This window comes from Paralteromonas sediminis (assembly GCF_003820355.1).
Lineage (GTDB): Bacteria > Pseudomonadota > Gammaproteobacteria > Enterobacterales > Alteromonadaceae > Alteromonas_F > Alteromonas_F sediminis.
Map to the genome: position 1 here is coordinate 611,314 of NZ_RPOK01000001.1, position 26,232 is coordinate 637,545.

General features: G+C 47.0%; 22 protein-coding genes. 17 read left to right on the forward strand and 5 right to left on the reverse strand.

Features of this window, described 5'->3' with window-relative positions:
• Positions 1-10 precede the first annotated feature (10 nt).
• From dapD to map, 3 genes are read right to left on the reverse strand one after another with little or no spacing between them, the layout of a single operon-like run.
• Positions 11-835, reverse strand: coding sequence for a 2,3,4,5-tetrahydropyridine-2,6-dicarboxylate N-succinyltransferase (gene dapD, locus DRW07_RS02830; RefSeq protein ID WP_124026362.1), 825 nt, complete (start codon positions 833-835; stop codon positions 11-13).
• Positions 832-3,489 carry a [protein-PII] uridylyltransferase gene (gene glnD, locus DRW07_RS02835; RefSeq protein ID WP_124026363.1) on the reverse strand — a complete coding sequence of 886 codons (2,658 nt, stop codon included), beginning with the start codon at positions 3,487-3,489 and terminating at the stop codon, positions 832-834. The genes dapD and glnD overlap by 4 nt, the downstream gene beginning before the upstream one ends.
• 6 nt (positions 3,490-3,495) lie before the next feature.
• Complete coding sequence (gene map / locus DRW07_RS02840; RefSeq protein WP_124026364.1) at positions 3,496-4,290, reverse strand: type I methionyl aminopeptidase; 795 nt, start codon at positions 4,288-4,290, stop codon at positions 3,496-3,498.
• A 430-nt stretch (positions 4,291-4,720) separates the two neighbouring features.
• Here map and rpsB point away from each other — a divergent pair, with 430 nt between their 5' ends.
• The 17 genes from rpsB (at position 4,721) to tilS (ending at position 23,969) form a co-directional block, all read left to right on the forward strand.
• Complete coding sequence (gene rpsB / locus DRW07_RS02845) at positions 4,721-5,452, forward strand: 30S ribosomal protein S2 (RefSeq protein WP_124026365.1); 732 nt, start codon at positions 4,721-4,723, stop codon at positions 5,450-5,452.
• Positions 5,453-5,486: 34 nt separating this feature from the next.
• Positions 5,487-6,359 (forward strand): translation elongation factor Ts, encoded by an 873-nt coding sequence (gene tsf, locus DRW07_RS02850; protein WP_124026366.1) that lies wholly within the window; start codon positions 5,487-5,489, stop codon positions 6,357-6,359.
• Positions 6,360-6,469: 110 nt separating this feature from the next.
• On the forward strand, positions 6,470-7,213 hold the full coding sequence (pyrH, locus tag DRW07_RS02855) for a UMP kinase (protein WP_124026367.1): 744 nt from the start codon (positions 6,470-6,472) through the stop codon (positions 7,211-7,213).
• Positions 7,214-7,228: 15 nt separating this feature from the next.
• Entirely contained in the window at positions 7,229-7,786 is a 558-nt protein-coding gene (frr, locus tag DRW07_RS02860; RefSeq protein WP_124026368.1) for a ribosome recycling factor, read from the forward strand.
• Between the two features lie 7 nt (positions 7,787-7,793).
• The gene (gene uppS, locus DRW07_RS02865; RefSeq protein WP_124026369.1) at positions 7,794-8,531 is read left to right on the forward strand and encodes a polyprenyl diphosphate synthase; all 738 of its coding nucleotides are present in this window, start codon (positions 7,794-7,796) and stop codon (positions 8,529-8,531) included.
• A 10-nt stretch (positions 8,532-8,541) separates the two neighbouring features.
• Entirely contained in the window at positions 8,542-9,405 is an 864-nt protein-coding gene (locus DRW07_RS02870) for a phosphatidate cytidylyltransferase (protein ID WP_124026832.1), read from the forward strand.
• The gene (gene ispC / locus DRW07_RS02875; RefSeq protein ID WP_124026370.1) at positions 9,405-10,586 is read left to right on the forward strand and encodes a 1-deoxy-D-xylulose-5-phosphate reductoisomerase; all 1,182 of its coding nucleotides are present in this window, start codon (positions 9,405-9,407) and stop codon (positions 10,584-10,586) included. Before DRW07_RS02870 ends, ispC begins: the two co-directional genes overlap by 1 nt.
• 1 nt (position 10,587) lies before the next feature.
• Positions 10,588-11,928, forward strand: coding sequence for a sigma E protease regulator RseP (rseP, locus tag DRW07_RS02880; RefSeq protein WP_124026371.1), 1,341 nt, complete (start codon positions 10,588-10,590; stop codon positions 11,926-11,928).
• A gap of 43 nt (positions 11,929-11,971) precedes the next feature.
• Positions 11,972-14,434 carry an outer membrane protein assembly factor BamA gene (bamA, locus tag DRW07_RS02885; protein ID WP_124026372.1) on the forward strand — a complete coding sequence of 821 codons (2,463 nt, stop codon included), beginning with the start codon at positions 11,972-11,974 and terminating at the stop codon, positions 14,432-14,434.
• A 41-nt stretch (positions 14,435-14,475) separates the two neighbouring features.
• Entirely contained in the window at positions 14,476-14,991 is a 516-nt protein-coding gene (locus DRW07_RS02890; protein ID WP_124026373.1) for an OmpH/Skp family outer membrane protein, read from the forward strand.
• A 140-nt stretch (positions 14,992-15,131) separates the two neighbouring features.
• Entirely contained in the window at positions 15,132-15,581 is a 450-nt protein-coding gene (gene fabZ, locus DRW07_RS02895) for a 3-hydroxyacyl-ACP dehydratase FabZ (protein ID WP_124026374.1), read from the forward strand.
• 1 nt (position 15,582) lies between these two features.
• A complete protein-coding gene (lpxA, locus tag DRW07_RS02900; RefSeq protein ID WP_124026375.1) occupies positions 15,583-16,353 on the forward strand; it encodes an acyl-ACP--UDP-N-acetylglucosamine O-acyltransferase in 771 nt (256 codons plus the stop codon).
• A gap of 3 nt (positions 16,354-16,356) precedes the next feature.
• Positions 16,357-17,505, forward strand: a complete 1,149-nt coding sequence (gene lpxB / locus DRW07_RS02905) for a lipid-A-disaccharide synthase (RefSeq protein ID WP_124026376.1) — start codon at positions 16,357-16,359, stop codon at positions 17,503-17,505.
• A gap of 2 nt (positions 17,506-17,507) precedes the next feature.
• Positions 17,508-18,077, forward strand: coding sequence for a ribonuclease HII (rnhB, locus tag DRW07_RS02910; RefSeq protein ID WP_124026377.1), 570 nt, complete (start codon positions 17,508-17,510; stop codon positions 18,075-18,077).
• 5 nt (positions 18,078-18,082) lie between these two features.
• Positions 18,083-21,553: a DNA polymerase III subunit alpha gene (gene dnaE, locus DRW07_RS02915; RefSeq protein WP_124026378.1), complete on the forward strand. Its 3,471-nt coding sequence runs from the start codon at positions 18,083-18,085 to the stop codon at positions 21,551-21,553.
• A gap of 63 nt (positions 21,554-21,616) precedes the next feature.
• Positions 21,617-22,573: an acetyl-CoA carboxylase carboxyl transferase subunit alpha gene (accA, locus tag DRW07_RS02920; RefSeq protein WP_124026379.1), complete on the forward strand. Its 957-nt coding sequence runs from the start codon at positions 21,617-21,619 to the stop codon at positions 22,571-22,573.
• Positions 22,574-22,652: 79 nt separating this feature from the next.
• Positions 22,653-23,969, forward strand: a complete 1,317-nt coding sequence (tilS, locus tag DRW07_RS02925) for a tRNA lysidine(34) synthetase TilS (protein WP_165870375.1) — start codon at positions 22,653-22,655, stop codon at positions 23,967-23,969.
• Here tilS and DRW07_RS02930 read toward each other — a convergent pair.
• Together DRW07_RS02930 and alr are read right to left on the reverse strand one after the other, a co-directional pair.
• On the reverse strand, positions 23,958-25,001 hold the full coding sequence (locus tag DRW07_RS02930) for a S66 peptidase family protein (protein ID WP_124026381.1): 1,044 nt from the start codon (positions 24,999-25,001) through the stop codon (positions 23,958-23,960). The genes tilS and DRW07_RS02930 overlap by 12 nt on opposite strands.
• 15 nt (positions 25,002-25,016) lie before the next feature.
• Positions 25,017-26,129, reverse strand: a complete 1,113-nt coding sequence (gene alr / locus DRW07_RS02935) for an alanine racemase (protein ID WP_124026382.1) — start codon at positions 26,127-26,129, stop codon at positions 25,017-25,019.
• Positions 26,130-26,232: the final 103 nt, after the last annotated feature.

Below are 26,232 nucleotides of genomic sequence, written 5' to 3' on the forward strand. Positions count from 1 at the left end.
ATTGAAAGCCTTATTCAGCACTTCTTAGTAGTGCATTGATACCCACTTTTGCACGGGTTTTAGCATCTACTTTCTTCACAATGATGGCGGCATATAACTGACAGTCGCCGCTGCTTGAAGGCAAGGTACCGGATACCACCACTGAGCCAGCAGGGACTCTGCCATAGTGGATTTCACCAGTTTCTCGGTCGTAAATACGCGTACTTTGACCGATATACACGCCCATAGAAATCACAGCGCCTTCTTCAACCACGACACCTTCAACAATTTCGCTACGCGCACCAATGAAGCAATTGTCTTCAATAATCGTCGGGTTGGCCTGAAGTGGCTCCAATACGCCACCAATGCCTACGCCACCTGACAAGTGAACATGCTTGCCAATTTGCGCGCACGAGCCTACGGTGGCCCAGGTATCTACCATGGTACCTTCATCAACAAAGGCGCCAATATTGACATAAGAAGGCATCAATACAACGTTCTTGCCAATAAATGAACCTGTTCTGACTGCCGCAGGTGGCACAACGCGCATACCTTCCTGGGCAAACTGCTCTGCTGTGTAGTCTTTAAATTTTAGCGGCACCTTGTCGTAGTACAGCGTTTCAGCGCCGTCGATCACGTCATTGTTATGCAAGCGAAAATAAAGTAATACCGCTTTTTTCAGCCATTGATGCACTACCCACTCACCCGCAATTTTCTCAGCGACTCTTGCTTGCCCACTGTTTAACAGCGCAATAGCATCAGCTACCGCTTGCTTCACTGACGGATCGGCATGTGTCGGTGTAATAGAATCGCGCTGTTCAAAAGCTTCTTCGATAATAGATTGTAATGTATTCATTCGATGGAAATATCTTCAAGTTGATCAAGTTTATAAAGGAGACGTTGTTTTAGATTTATCTGTTCTTGTGGGGTAAGAGATTTGCCCATGGCATTACTTATTATAAAGACATCTTCGGCTCGTTCGCCAATGGTGGAAATTTTTGCAAGTTTAAGGGTCATGTAGCAATCGACAAAAGCATGCCCGATTTTCGCCAGTAAGCCTGGCGCGTCTAAGGCTTCTAATTCTACTAAGGTGGCATCATCACCTCTGCTGTAAAACCTGATTTTTACAGGAACATCAAGTTGACGCATTCGTCGTGACATGCGTCTAGTGTTTTCGTGTGACCGGCCTGGTTTACGCATTTGTTCCAAAATTGCCTGTTCCAGTTCGTCAATTCGTCGCTGTGAACCAAGCCGAGTACCGTCATTTTCGAGAACCAGCAGGCTGTCGAATACGTAATCGTCATGAGTCACCATAATTTGCGCATCGTGAATGGAGCAATTTTTACTGTCCAGTACGCTAGCGATTTGTGCAAACAGGGCGGGGCGGTCTTTTCCGTAGATAAGGAATTCGGTGCCACCCTTTGCGCTATTGTCGTTGGCTTTAATCAACAGCTCTTCTTCAGGGCCCTTTTCATAGGCTAGTATTTGCTTTGTGTGCCACGCGATTTGGTTGGGTTTAAAACGGCTGAAATAATCGTCGTCAAAGCGACTCCACAAGGTTTCTGCCTCGCTAATGTCTAACCCTTCCTCACGCAAGGCGTCCAGTGTCTTTTGCTTGTGCTCAGCCACGCGTTCACTCAAAGTGATTTTGCATTGAAGCCCGTTGTCCAATGCCTTTTGCGTCATCAAATACAGCTCTCTGAGCAGCGACGCTTTCCAGTCGTTCCACAGGTTGTCATTGGTTGCCCGAATATCGGCCAGCGTTAACGCGTATAGCAGATTAAGGTGCAAATGGCTTTTCACAGTTGAAGCAAAGTCGTGAATGACGTCCGGATCGTAAATATCTCGCCTTTGCGCTACTACTGACATCAACAAATGATGGCGTACCAGCCAGGCAATCATATCGCCGTCAGCCGTTGGCAGACCATGGCTTTGACAAAATGCTTGTACGTCTTGTTCGCCGAGCACGGAATGATCGCCATTTCGGCCCTTGGCAATGTCGTGAAAAATGGCCGCTAAGTAGAGTAGCTCGGGTTTGTCCAAATTTTTTGCAATACGACTGCAGCGAGGAAAGCGCTTATCTTCAGGGTCGAAATAAGCAGCGACATGCTTAACTAACCTGTGGGTATGTTCATCAACCGTGTAGGCGTGAAACAAATCAAATTGCATCATACCAACGATTTGATCCCATGCAGGCAGGTACCCTTGAAGTATTTTAAAACCATGCATGACGTCCCAGGCGTAGTTAAAAAAGTTGGGATTTTTCATCAGGTTCATGAACTTTTCACGACACGCAGGTCGCTCGCAGTAGTATTGGTCTTTAAACGCGCGCCTTGCATTGCGCAATTGACGAATGCAGTCCGTGCTTAACCCCGAGACCTCTGGCGTGTCAGCAATGACGGCTAAGAAATCCAATAAAGACTCAGGTGTGGGGAATACATGCGCATGCCTAGGCGCAATCAGGTGCTTCTCACGAGCGAAGTCATCGTTAAGTGGCACCGCTTTTTCGTGTTTAGTCTGCAATATGTCGTCATTAAAGCGCAGCAAAAGCATGCTATTGAGCTCTGATATGCGGCTAATTACCCGAAAAAAGTCACGCATCATGGCTTCTACTGGGGCTTTCCCTTCTCCCGGATAACCCATTTTTGCCGCCACTTCAGGCTGGTAATCAAACAGAAGACGGTTTTCACTTCGTCCGGATATTAGATGCAATGCAAAGCGCAGACGCCAGAGGTGCATACGGCATTCAACCAACTCACTATGCTCGGCGTCAGTCATGTAGCCATGGCCTACCAGGCTCTGTCCATCGTATTCCCTGAAGTGCTGTTTAGCGACCCAGGCGATTGTCTGAATATCTCTTAAGCAACCCGGATTCTCCTTGATATTAGGTTCCAGGTTATAGGCTGTGCCATTAAATTTAGCGTGTCTTTCAGATTGTTCTTTTGATTTGGCGAGAAAAAAGGCTTTACTTGACCATCGGTGTTTCTCATTTACCTCTCGCCATAGAGTATCAAAAATGCCGCCTGAGCCGGCTAGATAACGCAACTCAACCAGATTTGTGGTGATGGTCAGGTCACTTTTGGCCAACTTGACACACTCTTTTATTGTGCGTACCGACTGACCAATATCGAGCTTTATGTCCCACAAAAAGGTGATAAACGTGCTAATGCGCTCTTTGGTATCCTCAGACAGCGCTTTTTTACTAACAATCAGCAAATCGATATCTGAATGGGGTTGTAAGTGGCCTCTGCCATAACCGCCCACTGCACACAGCGCGATTTGGGAGTCCTCAGCTAATTTTGACAAGTCCCAGGCATGGGCTAAAAGTGCATCAACAAATTCAGCGCGGCCTGTAACCAAATCGTGAATATCAGACTGATTAAATGACGCATCAAGCCATGCATAGCTTCGTTCAACGAGGCTTCGCCATCCTTTAAGGTCGGTAAGACTGTCGAGTGACTGAATCTCGCTAAGCAGTTTTTTGAAGGTGTGTGTGTGGGATTCAGTCACGATAAATTAACTGTGCCTTATTACGCGTTCGATGGTTTCATCGTCGCGTAAGGTAAGAATTTCCACGCCATCTTCAAGCACAAGCAAAGTGTGCTCCCACTGTGCACTTAGGCTTCTGTCTTTGGTCACCACAGTCCATTTATCGGGCAATATTTTTGAATGACGCTTACCTGCATTGACCATGGGTTCTATAGTAAAACACATGCCCGGCTTTAACACTTCACCTTTACCCGGAGTGCCATAGTGCACAACCTGTGGTTCTTCATGGAAGGTAGCACCAATACCATGGCCGCAATATTCTCGAACAATGGAATAATCGTGCTTCTCAACATATTGTTGAATAATATGGCCAATATCACCCAAGGTGGTACCAGGCTTCACTATTTCGATAGCTTTATATAAAGACTCTTGGGTCACTCTTATTAAGCGCTCTGCCAAGATGCTTGGCTTGCCAACAACAAACATCTTTGATGTGTCGCCGTGGTAACCGTCTTTAATCACTGTTACATCAATGTTGATGATATCGCCGTCTTTTAGCTTTTTGTCCGATGGAATGCCATGACAAATAACATGATTCACAGACGTACAGATAGATTTTGGAAAGGGTGGGTGACCGTAATTCAGCGGGGCAGGGATACCACCTTGCACATCAACGATGTAATTGTGGCAGATCGTATTCAGCTCATCGGTTGTTACACCTTTTTTGACATGCTCGCCAATCATCATCAGCACTTCTGATGCTAATTTACCTGCCACACGCATTTTTTCGATTTCTTCAGCTGTCTTAATTATTGCTGCCACGATATGAACAACTCCAGTCTTTATAATGTTGATGGATCGCTAGAGAGGGTGATGAAGAGGGGGTTATTAAAAATAAACCTTCTGAGGCATGGATGCCGAAGCAGAGCCCCCAGGGATGGGTTCACGGCGTGTTTATTTTTAATAACCCCCTCTTCATCATTCTCTCGGAACTACGAAGAATGACCACATACAATAGTCCGCAGTATGTTAACCACTCAGCGAACACTTGTATAGTGCCATAATTGAGCTGCAAACTTGTTTTTGTATCTGCGTCATGGTATAAAGCGCGCGCTTCTCAAGAAGCACACTAATTTAATTTAAAACACACATACACTAAGACCCGTTGTCGGGGTGTCTTCTCTACTTATATTTGAGTAGCGTGGATCGATAGCGAGGGTGTATGGAGGCCTAACCCCAAGAGGAAAATATTATGGCAAACGTGTCAATGCGTGACATGCTCAAAGCTGGTGTTCACTTCGGTCACCAAACCCGTTACTGGAACCCAAAAATGAAGCCTTTCATTTTTGGCGCACGTAACAAGGTTCACATCATTAACCTAGAAAAAACCGTTCCTTTATTTAATGACGCGCTTAACTACCTTTCAGGTGTTGCATCTAAAAAAGGCAAAATTTTGTTTGTTGGCACAAAGCGTGCGGCGAGCGATGCGGTTAAAGATGCTGCACTTAAGTGCGACCAGTTCTACGTGAACAAGCGTTGGTTGGGCGGTATGTTGACTAACTGGAAAACAGTTCGCCAGTCAATTAAGCGTTTGAAAGACCTTGAGCAACAAAGCCAAGACGGTACGTTTGAAAAGCTGACCAAAAAAGAAGCCCTTATGCTTCAGCGTGAAATGGATAAGCTAGAAAGCAGCCTTGGTGGTATCAAAGACATGGGCGGTCTACCTGACGCTATCTTTGTTATCGATGCAGATCACGAGCACATCGCAGTAACAGAAGCACGCAACCTGGGTATCCCAGTAATTGGTGTTGTTGATACTAACTCAAACCCTGACGGTGTTGATTACATCATTCCAGGTAACGACGATGCGATCCGTGCAATTCAATTGTATCTAGATGCAGCTGCTGACTCGATCAATTCGGGCCGCGAAAGCAACCTAGAAGTACAAGCTGAAAAAGACGACTTCGTCGAAGCAGCAGAATAATTTTCTTTTTAAACTCTGATTGAGGATTAATAAAATGGCAGTGACTGCAGCCCTTGTTAAAGAATTGCGCGAGCGTACTGGCGCTGGAATGCTAGATTGTAAAAAAGCACTTGTTGAAACTGACGGTGATATCGAGCTAGCAATCGAAAACATGCGTAAATCTGGACAGGCTAAAGCGGCTAAAAAAGCAGGTCGTATCGCAGCTGAAGGTGTTATCTTAACCAAAGTTGACGGCAACAAAGCGACTATGCTTGAACTAAACTGTGAGACTGACTTCGTTGCACGTGATGAAGGTTTCTTGGCATTTGGTAAGCAAATCCTAGACCTAGCGGCAGCAAATGGTTTCAACGACATTGACGCACTTAACGCAGCTGACCTTAACGGTTCAACTGTTGCTGAGACACGCGATGCGCTAGTCGCAAAGATTGGTGAAAACATTTCACCTCGTCGTGTTATCAATGTTGAAGGTGACAACCTTGGTGCATATGTCCACGGCGGTCGTATCGGCGTTATCTCTATTCTTAATGGCGGTGAAGCTGATCTTGCTAAAGACGTTGCAATGCACGTTGCAGCTGCAAGCCCTCAGTTTGTTAAGCCTGAAGACGTTCCTGCTGAAGTGGTCGAGAAAGAAAAAGCCATTCAGGTTGAAATTGCGGTTCAGTCTGGCAAGCCTGCTGACATCGCAGAAAAGATGGTTGTTGGCCGTATGAAGAAATTCACCGGCGAAATCAGCTTGACTGGTCAACCTTTCGTTAAAGATCCTTCAACGTCTGTAGGTGATTTGCTGAAGAGCAAAGGCGCTGACGTCATCAACTTCGTGCGTTTTGAAGTGGGTGAAGGTATCGAGAAGAAAACTGAAGACTTTGCCGCTGAAGTAGCTGCGCAAATGGAAGCCGCTAAGAAATAATTAGCGTCTTAACCTTTTGCCAAAGGCAATAGTTAGTTACACTTAAGCACCTCTTCGGAGGTGCTTTTTTATGAGAACCTAAAAGTACATATACGAGGTCACTTCCAGTTATGAGCATGACGCCAAAATCAGCCTACCGACGAATTCTGTTAAAATTAAGTGGTGAAGCCCTGATGGGCGAAGAGGGGTTTGGCATTGACCCCAAAGTGCTTGACCGCATGGCCACAGAAATCAAAGAGCTTGTAGAGATGGGTGTCCAGGTTGGACTGGTAATTGGCGGCGGCAACCTGTTTCGCGGTGAGGGCCTTGCCAGAGCCGGCATGAACCGAGTTGTTGGTGACCACATGGGCATGTTAGCCACTGTGATGAATGGTTTGGCAATGCGCGATGCCCTGCACAGAGCATTTGTTAATGCTCGTCTTATGTCTGCCATTCCTTTGAATGGTGTGTGTGACGCATACAACTGGGCTGAAGCCATTAGTTTGCTTAAATCTGGCAGAGTGGTAATCTTCTCCGCGGGCACAGGAAACCCCTTTTTCACCACAGACTCAGCGGCTTGCTTGCGCGGCATAGAAATTGAAGCTGACGCGGTTTTAAAGGCGACAAAAGTTGACGGTGTGTTTAGTGATGATCCGGTGAAAAACCCCGACGCGACTCTGTACAAACAACTGAGTTATCAGGAAGTACTTGAGAAAGAACTCAAGGTCATGGACTTGTCTGCATTTACGCTGGCCCGTGACCATGGTTTACCCATCCGCGTGTTCAATATGAACAAGCCAGGATGCCTAAAAAGTGTCGTGCTCGGTGAAGATGTGGGCACACTGATTGATAATGTAGAAAGTGTAAATCAATAGAATAGGATAAGTAGCGTGATAGACGAAATAGAAAAAGACGCGCGTGAGCGAATGGAAAAAAGCATTAGCGCGCTTAAGAGCCAGCTTAGCAAAATTCGCACGGGCCGTGCTCATCCCAGTCTTTTAGATGGCATCATGGTGCCTTATTACGGTGCCGATACCCCGCTCAAACAAGTGGCCAACGTGGTTGCTGAAGACAGCAGAACCCTGGCGCTAACTGTTTTTGATAAAAGCGTGTCAGCTGCTGTTGAAAAAGCCATTATGCAAGCGGATTTAGGCTTAAATCCAATGAGTGCCGGAACAGTTATCCGCATTCCTATGCCGCCACTTACCGAAGAGCGTCGTAAAGACCTTATTCGTGTTGTGCGTGGAGAAGCTGAACAAGGCAGAGTGGCTATTCGCAACATTCGTCGCGATGCAAACAGTGATATTAAAGAACTCCTCAAGGAAAAGGAAATCAGCGAAGATGAAAGTCGCGCTGGAGAGGAAAATGTTCAGTCGCTAACCAATGAATTCATCAAAAAAGTGGATCAGATGCTTAGTGACAAAGAAACGGAATTAATGGAAGTATAACGCTAATATGCAGCAACAAAATTTGCCCCAGCACGTCGCTATCATCATGGATGGTAACGGTCGCTGGGCAAAGCAAAAAGGTAAAATTCGTACATTTGGCCACAAGGCCGGTGTTGACGCTGTCAGAGCTGCGGTTAAATTCGCCCGTAGCGCTGGCATTAAATCATTGACGCTGTTCGCGTTTAGTAGCGAAAACTGGAAACGCCCTGAAGAAGAAGTGTCAGTGCTCATGGACCTGTTTAACCTTGTGTTAAACAGTGAAGTAAAGCGGCTGAAAAAGAATGGCGTGCGACTCAAAGTGATTGGCGACTTGCGTCGTTTTGACACTAAACTCACCGACAAAATAGCTAAGGCAGAAGCGCTAACGGCAGAAAATGATGATTTGATCCTTAATATAGCCGCTAATTATGGCGGTCGTTGGGATGTCGTAAATGCCTGTCAGCAGGTTGCTCGTCAAGTGGGAGCAGGCGAGTTGAGCCCCGATGATATTACCGAGGATACGCTAGACGCCTGTATGTCAACGGCCGGGTTACCTGAGCTAGACCTTCTGATAAGAACGGGAGGGGAATGCCGGGTCAGTAATTTTCTTCTTTGGCAATGTGCCTATGCCGAATTGTACTTTACCCCCACACTTTGGCCAGATTTTACTGAGGCCGTTTTTCAACAAGCTATCGATGACTTTGCCGAGCGCCAAAGACGCTTTGGCCTGACAGGTGAGCAGGTAATGCCTGCGGTTACGGAATAGTTCTATGTCAATGCTCAAGCAACGTATCATTACCGCGCTCATCCTTGCGCCAGCCGCACTTACCGCTATCTTATTTTTGCCAACCGTTTATTTTCAATGGGTTATCGCTGGCGTTGTCGCATTGGGTGCCTATGAATGGGCGAATATGTCGGGCATCAAGGCTAGGCAGTATAAAGCGGCTTATGCTGGGGTTATTGCGGGCATCTGCGCGCTACTGATCGCCTTTGTAGATGCGCAGGCGATTTGGTTGCAAGGCGAGCTTAATAATTTGTATACCTATATTTTGGGTGCCTCTGTGGTGTGGTGGCTTGCTTCATTAGGCATGATTTTAGCGTATCCCAAATATACCGCGATATGGCGCAACAGCTGGAAAGTCAGGGGGTTGTTTGGACTGCTAACACTCGTTCCCACTTGGGTGGCGGTTGTGACACTGCGCAACAGCCTGTACGAGGTAGACGCTTACTACGGTGCATCACTGATCTTTTACGTTTTGGGCATTGTGTGGGCAGCAGATATTGGCGCTTTTTTTGTCGGTGTAAAATTCGGTCGACACAAGCTACGGCCTAACGTATCACCGGGCAAAACCATTGAAGGTTTACTTGGCGGTATTGCTGCTTCTTTTGCCATTATTGCTTTTGCCGCGCTGCATTATCAAGTGGAACCCTCTCGCATATGGCTTCACCTTGTTATCGGGGGGGTAACCGTGGCTGTGTCGGCCTTAGGCGATTTAAACGAAAGTATGTTTAAACGTTGTGCGGGCATTAAAGACAGCGGCAAGTTACTTCCTGGTCACGGTGGCGTACTTGATCGCATCGATAGTTTAACGGCTGCATTCCCCGTATTTGCATTCTGTTATGTGGTGTGGATGGCATAATGCAAACAGTCACGGTATTGGGGGCAACAGGCTCAATTGGATGTAATACACTTGATGTCATTGCCAGGCACCCTGACAAATATCGCGTGTTTGCCATTACCGGTAACAGTCAAATTGAAAAACTACTGCAACAGGCAAAAGCCTGTGCATGTCGTTATGTTGTTATTGCTGACGAGTCACGCTTTCAGCACGCAAAGCACATAGCCGAAGAGTTGAATATTCAGGCTGAAATCCTTTGTGGCGAGCGTTACATGAATGATGTGGCCAGTGCACCCGAAGTCGATATTGTGATGGCTGCCATCGTCGGTGCAGCCGGCCTAAACCCGACCTTGGCGGCGGTAAATGCAGGCAAACGTGTACTGTTAGCAAACAAAGAATCCCTAGTGATGTCAGGCGCTTTATTTATTCAGGCAGCTAACGAATCAAACGCTGAAATATTGCCAATAGACAGTGAGCATAACGCTATTTTTCAGTGTCTTCCCAGTCATGCTGAGTACGGCGATCTGCAGGGGGTTGGAATTAGTCAAATTCTGCTGACGGGCTCAGGTGGACCGTTCCGGGACAGGCCCCTTGAAACGTTTTCGACTATCTCACCCGACGAGGCTTGTGCACACCCTAACTGGTCGATGGGCAGAAAAATCTCAGTGGACTCCGCAACGATGATGAATAAAGGCTTAGAGTTCATCGAAGCGTGTTGGTTATTTGGTGCCAAAGCCGAGGATATAACGGTAGTGCTTCACCCTCAAAGCACCATCCATTCAATGGTGCAATATGTCGATGGTTCCGTGATAGCGCAAATGGGGAACCCTGATATGCGTACACCGATAGCACATGGATTGGCTTATCCTGAACGCATTGACGCCGGTGTGGCTGCACTGGACTTCTCGCGCCTGGCCGATTTTACCTTTTCGACGCCGTGCGAGACGCGTTTTCCCAATTTGTATCTCGCTATTGAAGCTTGTCAGGCTGGACAAAGTCGCACAACCCAGCTTAATGCTGCAAATGAAATTGCGGTGGAGGCGTTCCTGAATGAACGGATCCGATTCGATCAAATAGAGACAATCAATAAAGAAACTCTGCAACGGTTGGAACCAACTGAGATTTGCTCACTCCAACAGGTGCTTGAAGAAGACAGAAATGCCCGGGATATGGCAGAGAAGATAGTAAGAGAGATAAGTTAGCGTGTTTAGTTTTTTTTGGAGCTTGGGTGCATTTATTGTGGCCTTGGGCATTCTGGTGGCAGTACACGAATGGGGGCATTTTTATGTGGCTCGTCGTTGTGGCGTTTTTGTAAAACGCTTCTCTGTCGGCTTCGGCAAGCCAATTTGGTCCAAAGTATCCAAAAGCGGAACTGAATACGTGATTGCTGCCATTCCCCTTGGCGGCTATGTCAGTATGCTTGATGAGCGGGTGGACGAGGTACCAGAGCATCAGCGCAGTCAGGCGTTTAACAACAAACCTGTGTTGCAGCGCATGGCCATTATTTTTGCCGGTCCTGGCATTAATTTTGTCTTTGCTGCACTTGCCCTCTATGTGATGTATTTGATTGGCGTGCAAACTGTCAGGCCTGTGATTGGTAACATTGAGCCGGCGTCTATCGCGGCACAGGCAAATATGCCAGCGGGAGCAGAAATCACGCAGGTCAATGGCAGAAAAACCCTTGACTGGGAAGCCATTAATTTTGAACTTATTTCTGCAATCGGTAACGAACGGTTACAGATTACGCTGGATGACAATCGCACTTACACACTCGATTTACAGCGGTGGGCTTTCGATCCCGAAAAATCATCGCCGATTCGCAGCTTGGGTATTGAGCCTTATAGGCCAGCAATTACCAATCGGATTGCAGTCGTTTCAGATAACAGTCCGGCTAAAAGAGCGGGCTTTTCTGAAGGAGACATTTTAATTGCGCTCAATGATGATAAGATAGCGCGCTGGCAGGACTGGGTTGAAGCTTTTTCTTCTATGCCAGGTGCCACGGTGAATGTATTAGTCAATCGAGATGGCAACGGTGTGGTGATCCCCGTGACGCTTGACAGTGTCGAGACAGAAACCGGTCTGAGAGGGTTTTTAGGGGTGGTGCCTACGGCAGAACCCTGGCCAGAAGACATGGTTTTTGTTCATCAGTACGGTGTTGTCGATGCTGCAGTCAAGGGTATCGAACGCACATGGCGCTTGATGGTATTGAGCGTCGAAATGATCGGCAAACTGATCACAGGGGACGTGTCGGTTAAGAATTTGAGTGGCCCAATTTCCATCGCGCAGGGTGCTGGCACAAGCGCGGGCTATGGACTGGTTTACTTTCTTAGCTTTTTAGCGCTAATAAGCGTGAATTTGGGAATTATTAATTTATTGCCTTTGCCCATGTTGGATGGGGGGCATTTGATGTACTTCATTGTTGAATGGGTCCGCGGTAAACCGGTTTCAGAGCATGTTCAGGAAATTGGTTTTCGCATAGGCGGTGTGCTTTTGTTCACACTGATGGGCATCGCATTGTTCAATGATATAGCAAGACTGTCATAAAAGAGGCAGTAGACAGTAAACGCGTCAGGAAGAAAAAATATAAATGAAGTTAAAATTAGTCGTAGCAGCCGGGCTGTTCCTGTGTGCTAGCGCCGCAGCACAAGATAACCAAACACAATTCGTCGTTCAGGATATCCGCGTAGAAGGCTTACAGCGTGTTGCACTGGGTGCAGCACTGACCTACATTCCTGTGCAAGTCGGTGACGAAATGAATGCGTTTCGTACCTCACAGTTGATACGTTCGCTTTACTCCTCTACTCACTTTGAGAATATCGAAGTGCTTCGTGACGGCGGTACGCTGGTTATTCGTGTCTCAGAGCGTCCTACTATCAGTAATATCATTTTTGAAGGTAATGATGATATTAAAGACGAGCAGCTTCAGGACAGCCTAAACGACAACGACATTCGCGTTGGGGAACCCCTAGATAAAACCGTGCTCACATCGATAGAAAACGGATTGAAAGATTTCTTCTACAGTATTGGTAAATACAATGCTGATGTCACAGCCATAGTAACACCGCTACCAAGAAATCGTGTTGACCTTAAGTTACTTTTTGAAGAGGGTGATGCGGCCAAAATAGAACAAATCAATATTGTTGGTAATGAGATATTCAGTGACGCTGAATTGATGGATCAGTTTGAGCTTCAATACGATACCCCATGGTGGGATTTCCTGTCTGAAACTCGTTATCAGCAACAAACACTTAACGGTGATATGGAAACACTGCGCAGCTATTATATGGACAGAGGCTATTTGCGCTTTAATATCGATTCTACTCAAGTTTCAATGACACCTGAAAAGAGCGGCATTTACATTGCTTTGAACGTTTCTGAGGGCGAGCAATACACAATCTCCGGCGTCGAGCTCATTGGTGACTTGCTAGGAAACGAAGAGTATATTCAGGCGGTTTTACCGCTGACTGAAGGTGAACTGTACAGTCAAGCCGAAGTGACCTACACCGAAGAGTTTATCAGTAAATATTTAGGCCGTTTTGGCTATGCCTATCCAACGGTAACCACCATCCCTGAAATCAACGACGAAGACAAAACGGTTAAGTTAACCCTTTCTGTTGACCCAGGGAAACGCATTTATGTGCGACGCATTAACTTCTTTGGCAACAATGTGACTTCTGATGAAGTGTTGCGCCAAAATGTCACTCAAATGGAAGGAACTTGGTTGTCAAACCCATCTCTTGAGTCGTCGAAAAACATCCTTTCGCGTCTCACCTACATGGAGGAAGTGGAGTTTGATACAGTGCGCATTCCGGGCAAAGACGACCAGGTAGATGTAAACTTCTCAGTTAAAGAGCAGCCTTCAGGCTCCTTTACTGCGGGTATCGGCTACGGCGACCGCACCAAATTGAGTCTACAAGCCGGGATCCAACAGGATAACTTCCTGGGAACGGGTAAACGTGTAGCGCTAAATCTGAATACCGTGTCGTATCAACAGTCTATTCAGTTATCTTATTCAGATCCCTTCTTCACTATTGACGGGATTAGTTTGGGTGGCTCCGTGGGTTACAGTGAGTTCGACGGGGGTGATTTTAACGTTGTTCAGTATAACTCTAAACAATGGTCAGCCGGTGCGACTATTGGCTACCCAATTAACGAATTCAACCGAATTAGCTTCGGCTTAACGTATTCCAACGTAGAGTTATTTAACCAAACGCGGTACTTGCAAACAGACAGGTTTTACGCGCAGTTCTTACAGGACGACCCAGACGCGGCTGTGAAATACCAAAGTTTCTTAACTTCGGTTGTGTGGTCGAGAACCACGCTCAACAGAGGTGTTTACCCTACGGCCGGTTCGTCTCAGCGGGCATCTTTTAGTATTACTACGCCGAATTCAGACGTGAACTACTTCAAGACTATGTTTGATGCCAAGTACTACTTTCCATTGACGCGTAATCAACGCTGGTCTTTCTTGGCACGCTTGAGATTGGGATATGGTAATGGTTATGGCGACACGAACGGCGTTGAGCAGATATTACCCTTTAACGAAAACTTTACCGCGGGTGGTGCTGATACCTTACGCGGCTTTGAGAACAATACAGTTGGACCGAGAGGGGTTATTCGTCAGGGCAGTTCGTTTATTACTGGGCCAGACGGGGTCATTATTCCCGGCAGTCCTTCTAATGACAGCTATTTTCTCTCATCACGAAGCTTAGGTGGTAATGCCATGGCTCTCGGTGGCGTTGAGCTGATTGTGCCTACACCTTTTGTTGAAGAAGAAATGGATAACTCCATTCGCACCAGTCTATTCTTAGATGTCGGTAACGTTTGGGACACTGAATTTGACTATGACGCGATAAAAGACCTGACAAATCAATCACAGGATCCTTTGTTAGACTATTCTGACTGGAAACTCTATCGCGCTTCGGCAGGTCTTTCTGTACAATGGCTCTCACCAATGGGGCCGATGGTGTTTAGCTTCTCCCGTGCGCTGAAAGATCGCCCAGGTGACGACGCCAAATTCTTTACTTTTAATATCGGCCAGACTTTCTAATAAAGTTTGTGGGACCAACAAGAAAATTATAGGAGCCACTTTTGAAATACGTAACAAAATCTTTAATTGCAACAGCAATGTTAGGTGCCAGCTTAGTCAGTGCACCTGTTTTAGCAGAGCAGAAAATTGCTATCATCGATGTGCAGGGTGTGTTTCAGGCTATGCCTCAAGCCGCTGAAATCAATGCAAAGATTCAGTCAGAATTCAAAACGCAAATTGATGAAATCAATCAGTTGCAAAAAGACGGTCAATTTTATGCTGAGCGCTTACAGCGTGATGCTGCGACTATGAGCGATAGCGAAAAAGAAGACCTTCAGCAAAAAATTCTGGATGTTCGTCAGCAGCTTGCTGAAAAAGGGCAACCACTTCAGCAAAATATTCAGCGTCGTACTCAAGAAGAGCGCAATGTACTACTTGGTATCATAAAAAATGCTATCGATTCAGTTGCTGCCAGCCAGAACTATGATCTTGTGCTTGATGCAGGTGCCGCATCTTTCGCTAAACCTGAATTCGACATTTCTCAAAAAGTGTTAGACGAAATCAATAAAGCGAACTAATTGAACAAAATCAGACCAGCCAGTTGGTTGGTCTGATTTGTTTTTTCGCCATAAGCGCGTATGTTTGCCGCCAGAGTTTAACCTGGCACCAAAATCACGCATTTTGCAGTATTTTGGGACGTCAGCTTTAGGAGACGCATTTGACTACTGCACTCAACGCAATTGAAATCACAGAAATACTGGATTTATTGCCCCACCGTTATCCGTTTTTGTTACTCGACAGAGTCACTAACTATGAATTAAACAGTGAAATTTACGCGTATAAAAACATTACGTTTAATGAGCCGTGTTTTACTGGGCATTTTCCCAATCAGCCTATTTTTCCTGGCGTATTGATCTTGGAGTCATTGGCACAAGCTGCCGGTGTTCTTGGATTTAAAAGCGCGGGCAAAAATGACAGCCTATACTTGTATGCAGGTATCGACAAAGCGCGTTTTAAGCGACCCGTTGTACCCGGAGACCGTATGGACATGCACGTAAAACTAATCAAAGAGCGAAGAGGGATTTGGAAGTTTTCCGGCGTTGCCTCTGTTGATGGCGAAGAGGCATGTTCAGCAGAGTTTATGTGTGCCATGAGAGAGAGTATTTAACGTGATCCATGAAACCGCAATTGTTTCTGAACACGCCAGTATTGGCGAAAATGTAACTATTGGCCCTTATTGTGTCATCGATGGTGACGTTAGCATTGGCGACAATTGTGTGTTGCATGCCCATGTGGTGATGAAAGGAAAAACCCGTATTGGTCGCGGAAATCAATTTTTCCAGTTCACGTCCATTGGTGAAGACTGCCAGGATAAAAAATACAAGGGCGAGCCAACAGAGTTGGTGATTGGTGACAACAACGTATTCAGAGAAGGTGCTACTGTCCACAGAGGCACGATCCAAGACGAAGGCATCACCAAAGTTGGCTCGAATAACTTGGTGATGGTCAACGCTCACATCGCGCACGATTGCAGAGTCGGTAACGATGTGATTTTGGCCAATAATGTTGCCCTTGCTGGTCATGTTACCGTTGAAGACTATGCAATAATGGGTGGCGGTGTAGCCGTTCACCAGTTTTGTCGTATTGGCGCGCATGCCTTTATGGGCGGTGGTGGTATCATTCTGCGCGATGTACCTCCTTTTGTGATGGTCAGTGGTACTAAACATATTCCTCAGGGCATCAACTCAGAAGGCTTACGTCGTCGTGGTTTTGGTTCAGAGACGATTACTGCCATTAAACGCGCATACAAAACCCTGTACCGTGAAGGTAATACACTTGAAGAAGCTATCAATAAAATCGCTTCCTCAGGCGCTGGTAACCCAGAGATTGGCAGGCTTCTTACTTTCCTTGCCCATTCAGAACGCGGCATTATTCGTTAATTCATGCCACCATTACGCATAGGTATTGTCGCCGGAGAAGCATCCGGTGACTTACTTGCCGCGGGCATGATCCGCGAGATTCGTGCAAGATATCCCGACGCCATTATTGAAGGCATTGGTGGTCATTACATGCAAGCTCAAGGTTTTACGAGTTTGTTTGATATGGAAACCTTATCGGTAATGGGGTTGGTAGAAGTATTAGGGCGATTACCCGCCATTTTAAAGTTGAAAAAAGCGTTGCTGGCCCACTTCGCTGCAAATCCGCCTGATGTTTTTGTCGGTGTGGATGCGCCGGATTTTAACTTGCGAATTGAAGCAGCGCTTAAAAAGCAGGGCATCCCTACCGTGCACTATGTGAGTCCAACGGTATGGGCATGGCGCGAAAAGCGTATCCACAAGATCGCCAAAGCTACCTCCTTGGTGATGGGCGTGTTTCCATTTGAAGCACCTGTCTATGAAAAGTATGCCGTTCCTTATGAGTTTGTGGGCCATACCATGGCTGACACCATTCCTTTACATCCAAGTAAAGATGCTGCGCGAACAGCCCTTGAACTGAACACCAATCAAAAGTTACTGGCGATACTGCCTGGAAGCAGGAGTAAAGAAGTTAGCAGTTTGTTACCTATCTTCATCGACGCGTTCGACAAACTCGATAGCAACAATAATTACAGCGCGATAATTCCCGCCGCAAATCGGTATAGGTATGCGCAAATAGAAGCACTACTTGCTGATGAAAATGTTTGCCCAGGTCATCTTCGCGATAAGATTCAGTTAGTTCAGGGACACTCCAGAGACGCCATGATTGCCAGCGATGCTATTTTGCTCGCATCCGGGACGGCGTCGTTGGAAGCTATGTTGTGTAAACGCCCCATGGTGGTTGCATATAAAATGTCTGGACTGACTTACAAGATCATGCAGCGCTTGTACAAGCCTGATTTCTTTTCATTGCCGAATATCTTGGCAAATGAAGCACTTGTGCCTGAAGTATTACAAGAGCAGGTAAACGGTGATAATCTGGCCAGATTGCTTAAACAACAATTACAAAAGCCAGTGCAAGAGACAGAAGAAAAATTCATTGCTTTACACCAGTCATTAAAATGTAATGCTGATGCCCGATCAGCTGATGCCGTATTATCGCTAATAGGAAAGTAACTATGATCGCAGGTGTAGACGAAGTGGGCAGGGGCCCACTGGTAGGCGATGTGGTGACAGCCGCGGTTATCCTTGACCCCAAACAGCCAATTGAAGGGCTGAATGATTCCAAAAAACTCAGTGAAAAAAAGCGTATTCTGCTTGATGCTGAAATTAGACAAAAAGCGTTAGCCTGGTCGATTGGCAGGGCGAGTCCAGCTGAAATAGACAGTATTAATATTTTGCATGCGACTATGCTGGCAATGAAGCGCGCAGTGGACGGTCTGACCGTTCGACCTCATCACGTGTTGGTAGACGGCAACCGTGTACCTGAGTGGGCCTATTCTTCTGAAGCTGTAGTCAAAGGCGATGCTTTGTATCCACAAATCTCTGCAGCCTCAATTATTGCAAAGGTTGCTCGTGACAATGACATGGTTGAGCTGGACAAACAGTATCCGCAGTTTGGCTTTGCCAGTCATAAAGGCTATCCAACCAAGGCCCATTTTGCTGCCATCGACGCGTATGGCGTGTTAACCTGTCACCGACAATCTTTTGGCCCAGTGAAACGCTGGTTAGCACAACAACAACAATAGATGGTATGACAACCGAATTTGTACATTTACGCGTCCATAGCGACTTTTCGATGATGGACGGTCTAAATAAGACCAAGCCTATTCTTGATGCCGTTGCCGAGCTGGGCATGCCTGCTGTAGCAATTACCGACCAAATGAACATGTGCGGGTTGGTTAAATTTTATTCCGAGGCGCAGGCTAGAGGTATTAAACCGCTTATTGGCTGTGACTTTTGGGTTATCAATGACGATTACCCTAACGACCCTTTCAGGCTAACCCTTCTGGCCATGAATAATGAAGGGTATAAGCAAATTACCCTATTAATTTCAAAAGCGTATTTGCGTGGTTTTGTTGCGCATCGGCCAACCATTGATCAGCAATGGCTGGCAGAACACAATGAAGGCGTTATTGTATTGAGCGGTGGCCGCGAGGGCGATATCGGGCGTGCACTCACCAAGAATAATGCCTCACAACTCGCGCAATCTGTCGCCTTTTACCAATCGCATTTTCCTGAGCGTTTTTATCTTGAGCTAACCCGAACAGGGCGAGCGGGTGAAGAAGATTACCTCCATCGCGCTGTTGCACTGTCTGAGCAAAGGGACTTACCGCTGGTGGCTACCAACGAAGTGTGCTTCTTGAAGCCTGAAGGGTTCGACGCGCACGAAATTCGAGTGTGTATTCACGATGGCTATACCTTGGATGATACGCGCAGGCCTAAAAAATACAGTGAGCAACAATATTTGCGTTCGGGTGAGGAAATGCTCGAACAATTTAGCGACATTCCCGAAGCACTGGCAAATACCGTTGAAATTGCTAAACGCTGCAATGTGACTGTGCGGTTGGGCGAGTATTTCTTGCCCCAGTTTCCCACTGGAGGTATGAAGACAGAGGACTTTCTGGTTAAAGTGTCCAGAGAAGGTCTCGAACAACGTCTTGAGTTTTTGTTTCCTGACCCTGAGCAAAGAAAAGAAAAACGACCTCCTTACGATGAACGCCTGCAAATAGAGCTCAACGTGATTAACCAGATGGGATTTCCTGGTTACTTCCTTATCGTAATGGAATTTATTCAGTGGAGTAAAGACAACGGTATTCCTGTAGGGCCAGGGAGGGGGTCTGGTGCGGGTTCTTTGGTGGCTTATGCGCTCAGTATTACTGACCTTGACCCGTTAGAATTTGACCTGCTTTTTGAGCGGTTCCTGAACCCTGAGCGGGTGTCTATGCCAGACTTTGACGTAGACTTTTGTATGGACCGACGCGACGAGGTCATTGACCACGTTGCAGAGCTATATGGTCGGGATGCGGTCTCACAAATTATCACCTTCGGTACTATGGCGGCCAAAGCAGTAGTGCGCGACGTTGGGCGTGTACTTGGCCATCCTTACGGATTTGTTGATCGCATCTCTAAACTTATCCCTGGCGATCCGGGTATGACGTTGACCAAAGCGTTCGACGTAGAACCGCGCTTGCCTGAACTTTATGATCAGGACGAAGAGGTGAAAGACCTCATCGATATGGCAAGAATTTTAGAAGGTGTAACGCGAAATGCCGGTAAACATGCCGGAGGTGTGGTTATTGCCCCCACCACAATTACTGATTTCGCGCCACTGTATTGCGATGATGAAGGCAAAAACCCGGTTACCCAATTTGATAAAAATGACGTTGAAACAGCCGGGCTGGTTAAATTTGATTTCTTGGGTCTGCGCACATTAACAATTATCCAGTGGGCCATTGATATGATTCAGGAAGGGCGCGGCGAAACGATTGATATCGCGTCAATTCCGCTTGAGGACCCGGCCTCGTTCAGGTCACTGCAGAAAGCCCAGACCACCGCCGTGTTCCAGCTTGAATCCAGAGGCATGAAAGAGCTGATAAAAAGGCTTAAGCCAGACTGTTTCGAAGATATAATCGCACTGGTGGCGTTGTTCCGCCCTGGTCCGCTTCAGTCGGGGATGGTTGACAACTTCATCGACAGGAAACACGGCAGGGAGGACATTTCGTATCCCGATGCCGAGTATCAACATGAGAGTCTAAAAGAAATTCTTGAACCGACCTACGGTATCATTCTCTACCAAGAACAGGTCATGCAGATTGCGCAGGTACTGGCCGGTTATTCACTGGGTGGCGCTGACTTACTGCGCCGAGCAATGGGTAAAAAGAAACCCGAAGAAATGGCAAAACAGCGGGCCGTATTTGAGGAGGGCTCCATCAACAATGGCGTCGATGGACCGTTATCAATGAAAATCTTCGACTTGGTGGAGAAGTTTGCCGGATACGGTTTTAACAAATCACACTCAGCGGCTTATGCGCTGGTGTCCTATCAGACGTTGTGGTTAAAAGTCCATTATCCGGCAGAGTTTATGGCCGCGGTGATGTCTGCCGATATGGACAATACCGACAAGATAGTGACGCTTGTTGATGAAGTCGAAAATATGGGGCTCACCATATTGCCGCCTGACCTTAACACGGGCAAATACAAGTTTACGGTAGACAGTGAGGGTCGGATTGTTTACGGCATTGGCGCCATTAAAGGAGTAGGTGAAGGGCCGATAGATGCCATTATCGAGGCCCGGGAACAGCACAGTGCATTCAGTGATTTGTTTGACTTCTGTGCAAAGGTCGATTTGAAACGCGTCAACAAACGGGTGCTGGAGAAGTTGGTGTTGTCGGGTGCCATGGACAACTTAGGACCGCATCGCGCAGCCTTAATGGCGACGTTGCCCGAAGCCATTAAGGCTGCTGATCAGCATGCCAAGGCTGAGTCCTATGGGCAATCTGATATGTTTGGATTGCTAACAACTGAGCCCGAAAAAGTGGAACAGGCGTTCGCCCACGTCCCAAAATGGCCGGAAAAAGTCTGGTTGGAAGGTGAAAAAGAAACCTTAGGGTTATATTTAACCGGCCATCCCATCAATCAGTATATTGATGAGGTCCGCTATTTTAGTGATGGAAAGCTGAAAGACCTGAAACCTACAGGTAAAGACCAACAAATTGCCGCGGTAGGGTTGGTGCTTGGGGTACGAGTCATGACCAACAAAAAGGGCCGACGTTGGGCCATTGTTACGCTCGACGACAAAACTGCCCGAATGGATGTGCGTTTCTTTCCAGATGCATTTGAACAGTTCGAAAGCCTCCTCGAAGCAGACAAAATCCTGGTGATAAAGGGACAGGTCAGCTTTGATGATTTCTCCGGTGGCAATACAATCACCGGTCGAGATGTGTTGGACATAGTGCAAGCCAGAGAGCAGAACGCACGCGCACTGGCATTAACGCTACATTTAGATGACTGGAGTGAACAGAAACTGGATGCGTTAAAACGGCTACTCGATGGTTATCGTGGCGGCAGTTGTCCAGTACAATTACATGTATTGCACCAAGACGCAGAGGCGACACTACTACCGTCTGCGGCGTGGTATATCACACCCGAAGATCAATTGTTGCATGATTTAAAACAACAACTAGGGGAATCTGGTGTGAGGCTTTGCTATCATAGCGCGTAGAAGAGATGGGTCACCCATAACGCGCAGTCCAGCAAAATAATAAGACCGATTTTAGGACAGAGAATGAGCATACAGTTTTTGGATTTCGAGCAGCCTATTGCAGAGCTCGAAGCGAAAATAGAAGAATTACGCTTAGTCAATCAAGGCAGCGAATTTGACGTGGGTATGGAAGAGGAAATTAACCGCTTACGTGCCAAAAGCGCTGAGCTTACCACCAAGATTTTTTCTGATTTAGGTGCATGGCAAGTCTCGCAGATAGCCCGTCACCCCATGCGACCTTACACATTGGATTACATTGAAAAAACCTTCAATGACTTTGATGAATTGGCGGGCGACCGAGCGTTTGCTGACGACAAAGCTATTGTCGGTGGGTTAGCCCGACTTGATGACACTCCAGTAATGGTGATTGGCCACCAAAAAGGCCGTGATACAAAAGAAAAAATTCTGCGCAATTTCGGCATGCCTAAACCTGAAGGGTACCGAAAAGCACTGCGACTTATGCATATGGCAGAACGCTTCAGACTGCCTATTATCACCCTTATCGATACGCCTGGAGCCTATCCGGGTGTCGGAGCAGAAGAGCGTGGTCAGAGTGAGGCGATTGCGAGAAACCTTAAAGAGATGGCACAGCTCACTGTGCCTATCATTTGTACCGTGATTGGTGAAGGTGGCTCTGGTGGTGCCTTGGCCATAGGCGTCGGTGACAGGGTAAACATGCTGCAATACAGCACCTATTCGGTGATTTCACCAGAGGGTTGTGCTTCGATCCTGTGGAAAAGTGCTGAAAAAGCCCCGTTGGCAGCAGAGGCAATGGGCGTCAGTGCAGACAAGATAAAGGCATTGGATCTCATCAACACCATTGTTGATGAACCATTAGGTGGTGCACATCGCGACCATGATAGTATGGCTGCCAATCTCAAAGCCACACTTAAACAGCAACTTAGTCAGTTATCTGCCTTACCGAAAGAGACGCTCTTGGAAGAAAGGTACCAGCGTCTAATGTCATTTGGATACTGTTAATCTACACACACCTTCTTTAGATAAGCTGCCAGCGTACGTCTGGCAGCAGCTATCTCGCATTGCGCAGCAGTGCGCTTTAGTGCCTGAAAAACAGCACTGGGTGGTGGCCTTCAGTGGGGGCAAAGACTCAAGCGCGCTGGCACATCTTTGTGCGTCTTTGCATCAACAGGGTAAGTTACCCCAATTAACTTTAATGCACATACATCATGGTTTGCAGGCATGTGCTGATGAATGGATAACACATACCCAGCAACAAGCCGCAAAGTGGCAGGTGCCCTTTGTTTATCAAAAGGTTGACGTTAACCCGGTGTCCAGACACAGTACAGAAGCCTTGGCGAGGGATGCACGCTACAAGGCGTTGCGGTCTTATTGCAGGCAACATAAGGGTGTCTTGCTGATGGCACATCACCTCGATGATGTGTTGGAAACCGTGTTGCTGCAGTTAAAGCGAGGTGCCGGTCCAAAAGGGCTTGCCGGAATGGCGGAAATCGCAGAGCACGAGGGGATCATTCATGCTCGCCCGCTTGTTGGCATTGAGCAAAAAATATTGATCGATTACTTGCATACCAACAACATAGATTATATCGAAGACCCGTCAAACAGTGACCAGACCTTTGACCGCAATTTTGTGCGTCATTCTGTTGTGCCTTTATTGACCGAACGCTGGCCCGCTATCCGCCACACTGTGGCTCGCTCAGCAAGACTGTGTGCTCAGCAAGACAGCATGATTCAGGCACAAGTCGAACATTGGTTACAGACACATCTTACGCCGTTGGGATGTATTCCCATGGAGCCCTTAAGCCAGCAACCTCTGAGCTGGCAAAAAGAAATCGTCAGGCACTGGTGTCAATCTATTAGCAATCAGCTGCCTTCTGAAGCACAGCTTGAAACCTTTTTTAATGCGCTTAGTGCGGCGGATGACAAGCAGCCAGAGCTGCGTTTTGCAAAAGTGGCGTTGAGAAAATACAAAGCGCATTTGTATTTAATTTCAAACTACGCGACAGACCGCAAAGACGTGTCTGACTGTCAAACAGTAGACAAAGACATCGCGATCAAGTCGCTTAAACTGACGTTACAGAGGCGTGCGCGTGCGGCGGATGACAGCCCTTTGTTCACGTTACCACTTGAAGCTGATAGCCAGGTTACTGTGAAGGCGGTGCCCAAAAACGCTCGGATCACACTGCTTAATCAAACGCAGCCTCGGTCCCTTTCTCGCTATTTAAAAGACTGGGGCATTCCGCCCTGGACACGTGATGATTGTTACCTTTTATGTAAGGACGGCGAAGCTATGGCGTTATTGGCCTATGGCCAATGCGAGCCGCTTAAACGGGTTGATCACAGCAAGTGTGACCAACCTACAATCGCATGGATAAGTGTATCGCTGTTAACTGACTGACGGCTCCAATAGCGTTAGCGTTTGCGCATCAGCATTCAGCTCTGCTCGCAGGCCAACCGGCACAACCGTCTGGTCTTCGACATGTCCAATCATAAGTCCACGAACAGTAGGCACACCCATAGGCGTGAGCCTGTCTGTGAGGACTTTCTCCACACTAAAGCTGTTACCGCTTGACTTAGCACCGGTGAATTTTCCTAAAACGAAGCCTGCGCATTTTTGTAGCGCGCCCGCTAACCACATATGTGTGAGCATGCGGTCAATTCTGTAGGGGGATTCATCAACATCTTCTAAAAAGAGAATGGCGCCACTAAAATCGGGTTCGTAAGGGGTCCCCAGCATAGTCACTAACAGCGATAAATTCCCTCCGATTAATTTACCGCTAGCTTTACCGCCCACAAAGGTCGTTAAACGGTTCTTTTTCTCTACATAGCCTTCGCGACAGTCTTCACACGCTGGAGGCTGACCAATTTGCATTGATGACTTAGGGTTGACCAAAACGTTTTTAAATTGTGAAAGTGTGTAATCGGTGAAGTTCTGACCGGCAATAGGACCGTGATAGCAAATAAGCCCAGTTTCTTTATAAATAGCGTTGAGTAGAGCGGTGATGTCGCTGTAGCCCAACAAAACTTTGGGGTTTTTCGCAATCGTATCGTAATCGATATAAGGCAAAATTCTGGGTGTACCATAACCGCCTCGCAAACAGAAAATAGCATCTACCTCTTTATCTGCGAACAGCGTATTGATGTCATTAGCCCTTTCTTCGTCGGTACCTGCCAAGTATTGGTTGCGCTCAAAAAGGTGAGGCGCGGTTTTGACTTTAAAGCCCAATGAACGGACTACATCCATAGCAAAGCGAATATCTTCATTTTCAGCCATGTTACTTGCCGGCGCGACCAAACCTATGGTCATTCCTTTTACAAGGCGTTTGGGTAATAGTGTGCCACCGCTAGAGGCTACTGCTGAGGCGGGTAACAGGGTCATTGCACTCAGGGCAGCTAAGCTTTTCAGGGTTTCTCGTCGAGAGATATTCATGCTGTTTCCTTATTCTTATTTATTTGTAGTCATTATGCGGGGTACGCGAGGTCCAACACGGGTGACCAGTTCATAGCCAATCGTACTGCAGTGTTTGGCAATAGTCTCTACGGCAAGTTGCTTGCCCCATAGTTCCGCCTTGTCGCCGATTTTAATGGTTGTTAAGGCAGTGACGTCAACACTGATCATATCCATGGACACCCGGCCTGCCAATGGACATTCAACGCCGTTTATCAATACGGGCGTACCACTGGGTGCATGGCGTGGATAGCCATCTGCATAACCGATGGCAAGTGTGGCAATACACGATGGCTTTTGCGCTTGCCAGGTGCCGCCATAACCCACGCTTTCGCCCGTTTTGATCTTTCTGAGTGATATGACGGGGGCTTGTAAGGTCATCACTGGACTGAGCCCTTTAGGTTTTGCAACGTCGATATTAGGCGCTACCCCGTACAAGGCGATTCCCGCCCGATTCCACTCTACATGACTTTGCGGCCAAAATGTGATTGCGGGCGAGTTGGCCAGGCTAGCCTGGCACTGGAACTGTCGTTGCCAATCTAAAAACTGCGTCATTTGTGAAGGCGTGACAGGACAGTCAGCGTCATCAGCATCGCTAAAATGTCCACACAACACCGGTTTCACTGGGTGTAATGTGCACAAGGTTTGCCATGCTGTCGGGATGTCGTCAGACATAAAACCTAAACGATGCATACCTACATCAATTTTCATCCAGCAAGGTGGACGCATGGACGCGTCCAAGCGCTGATACTCGATAATTTGTTCGATACAGTGGATGACAGGGATAAAGCCGCCCTCATAACAGGCCTCAAAACCTGCTTTACAAAAAGCGCCTTCTAGTATCACTATGGGCTGAGTAACACCGGCAGCACGTAATTCTAACGCTTCTTCCACAATCGCCACGGCAAATTGAGCTGCCGAGGGTAATGCCTTGGCCACCGCTACGGCACCATGTCCATAACCATTCGCTTTGACAACAGGCATGATCTGGCCACAAGAAAGATAATCTGAGAGAGAAACAAAGTTATTGCGCAAAGCGGTGACATCAATAATGGCGGAAGTAGTGCGAAAAGCAGTCAGCGTCGTATCTCCTGTTTGTGTGATTTCAATAGCTTACCATTTTATGACGGCAGGCCAAGCTAAGAAAAAAAGATGAATTTATGGTCAAAACATGTACATTTTATATTTATGCCTATAATCAATTAGATAAATA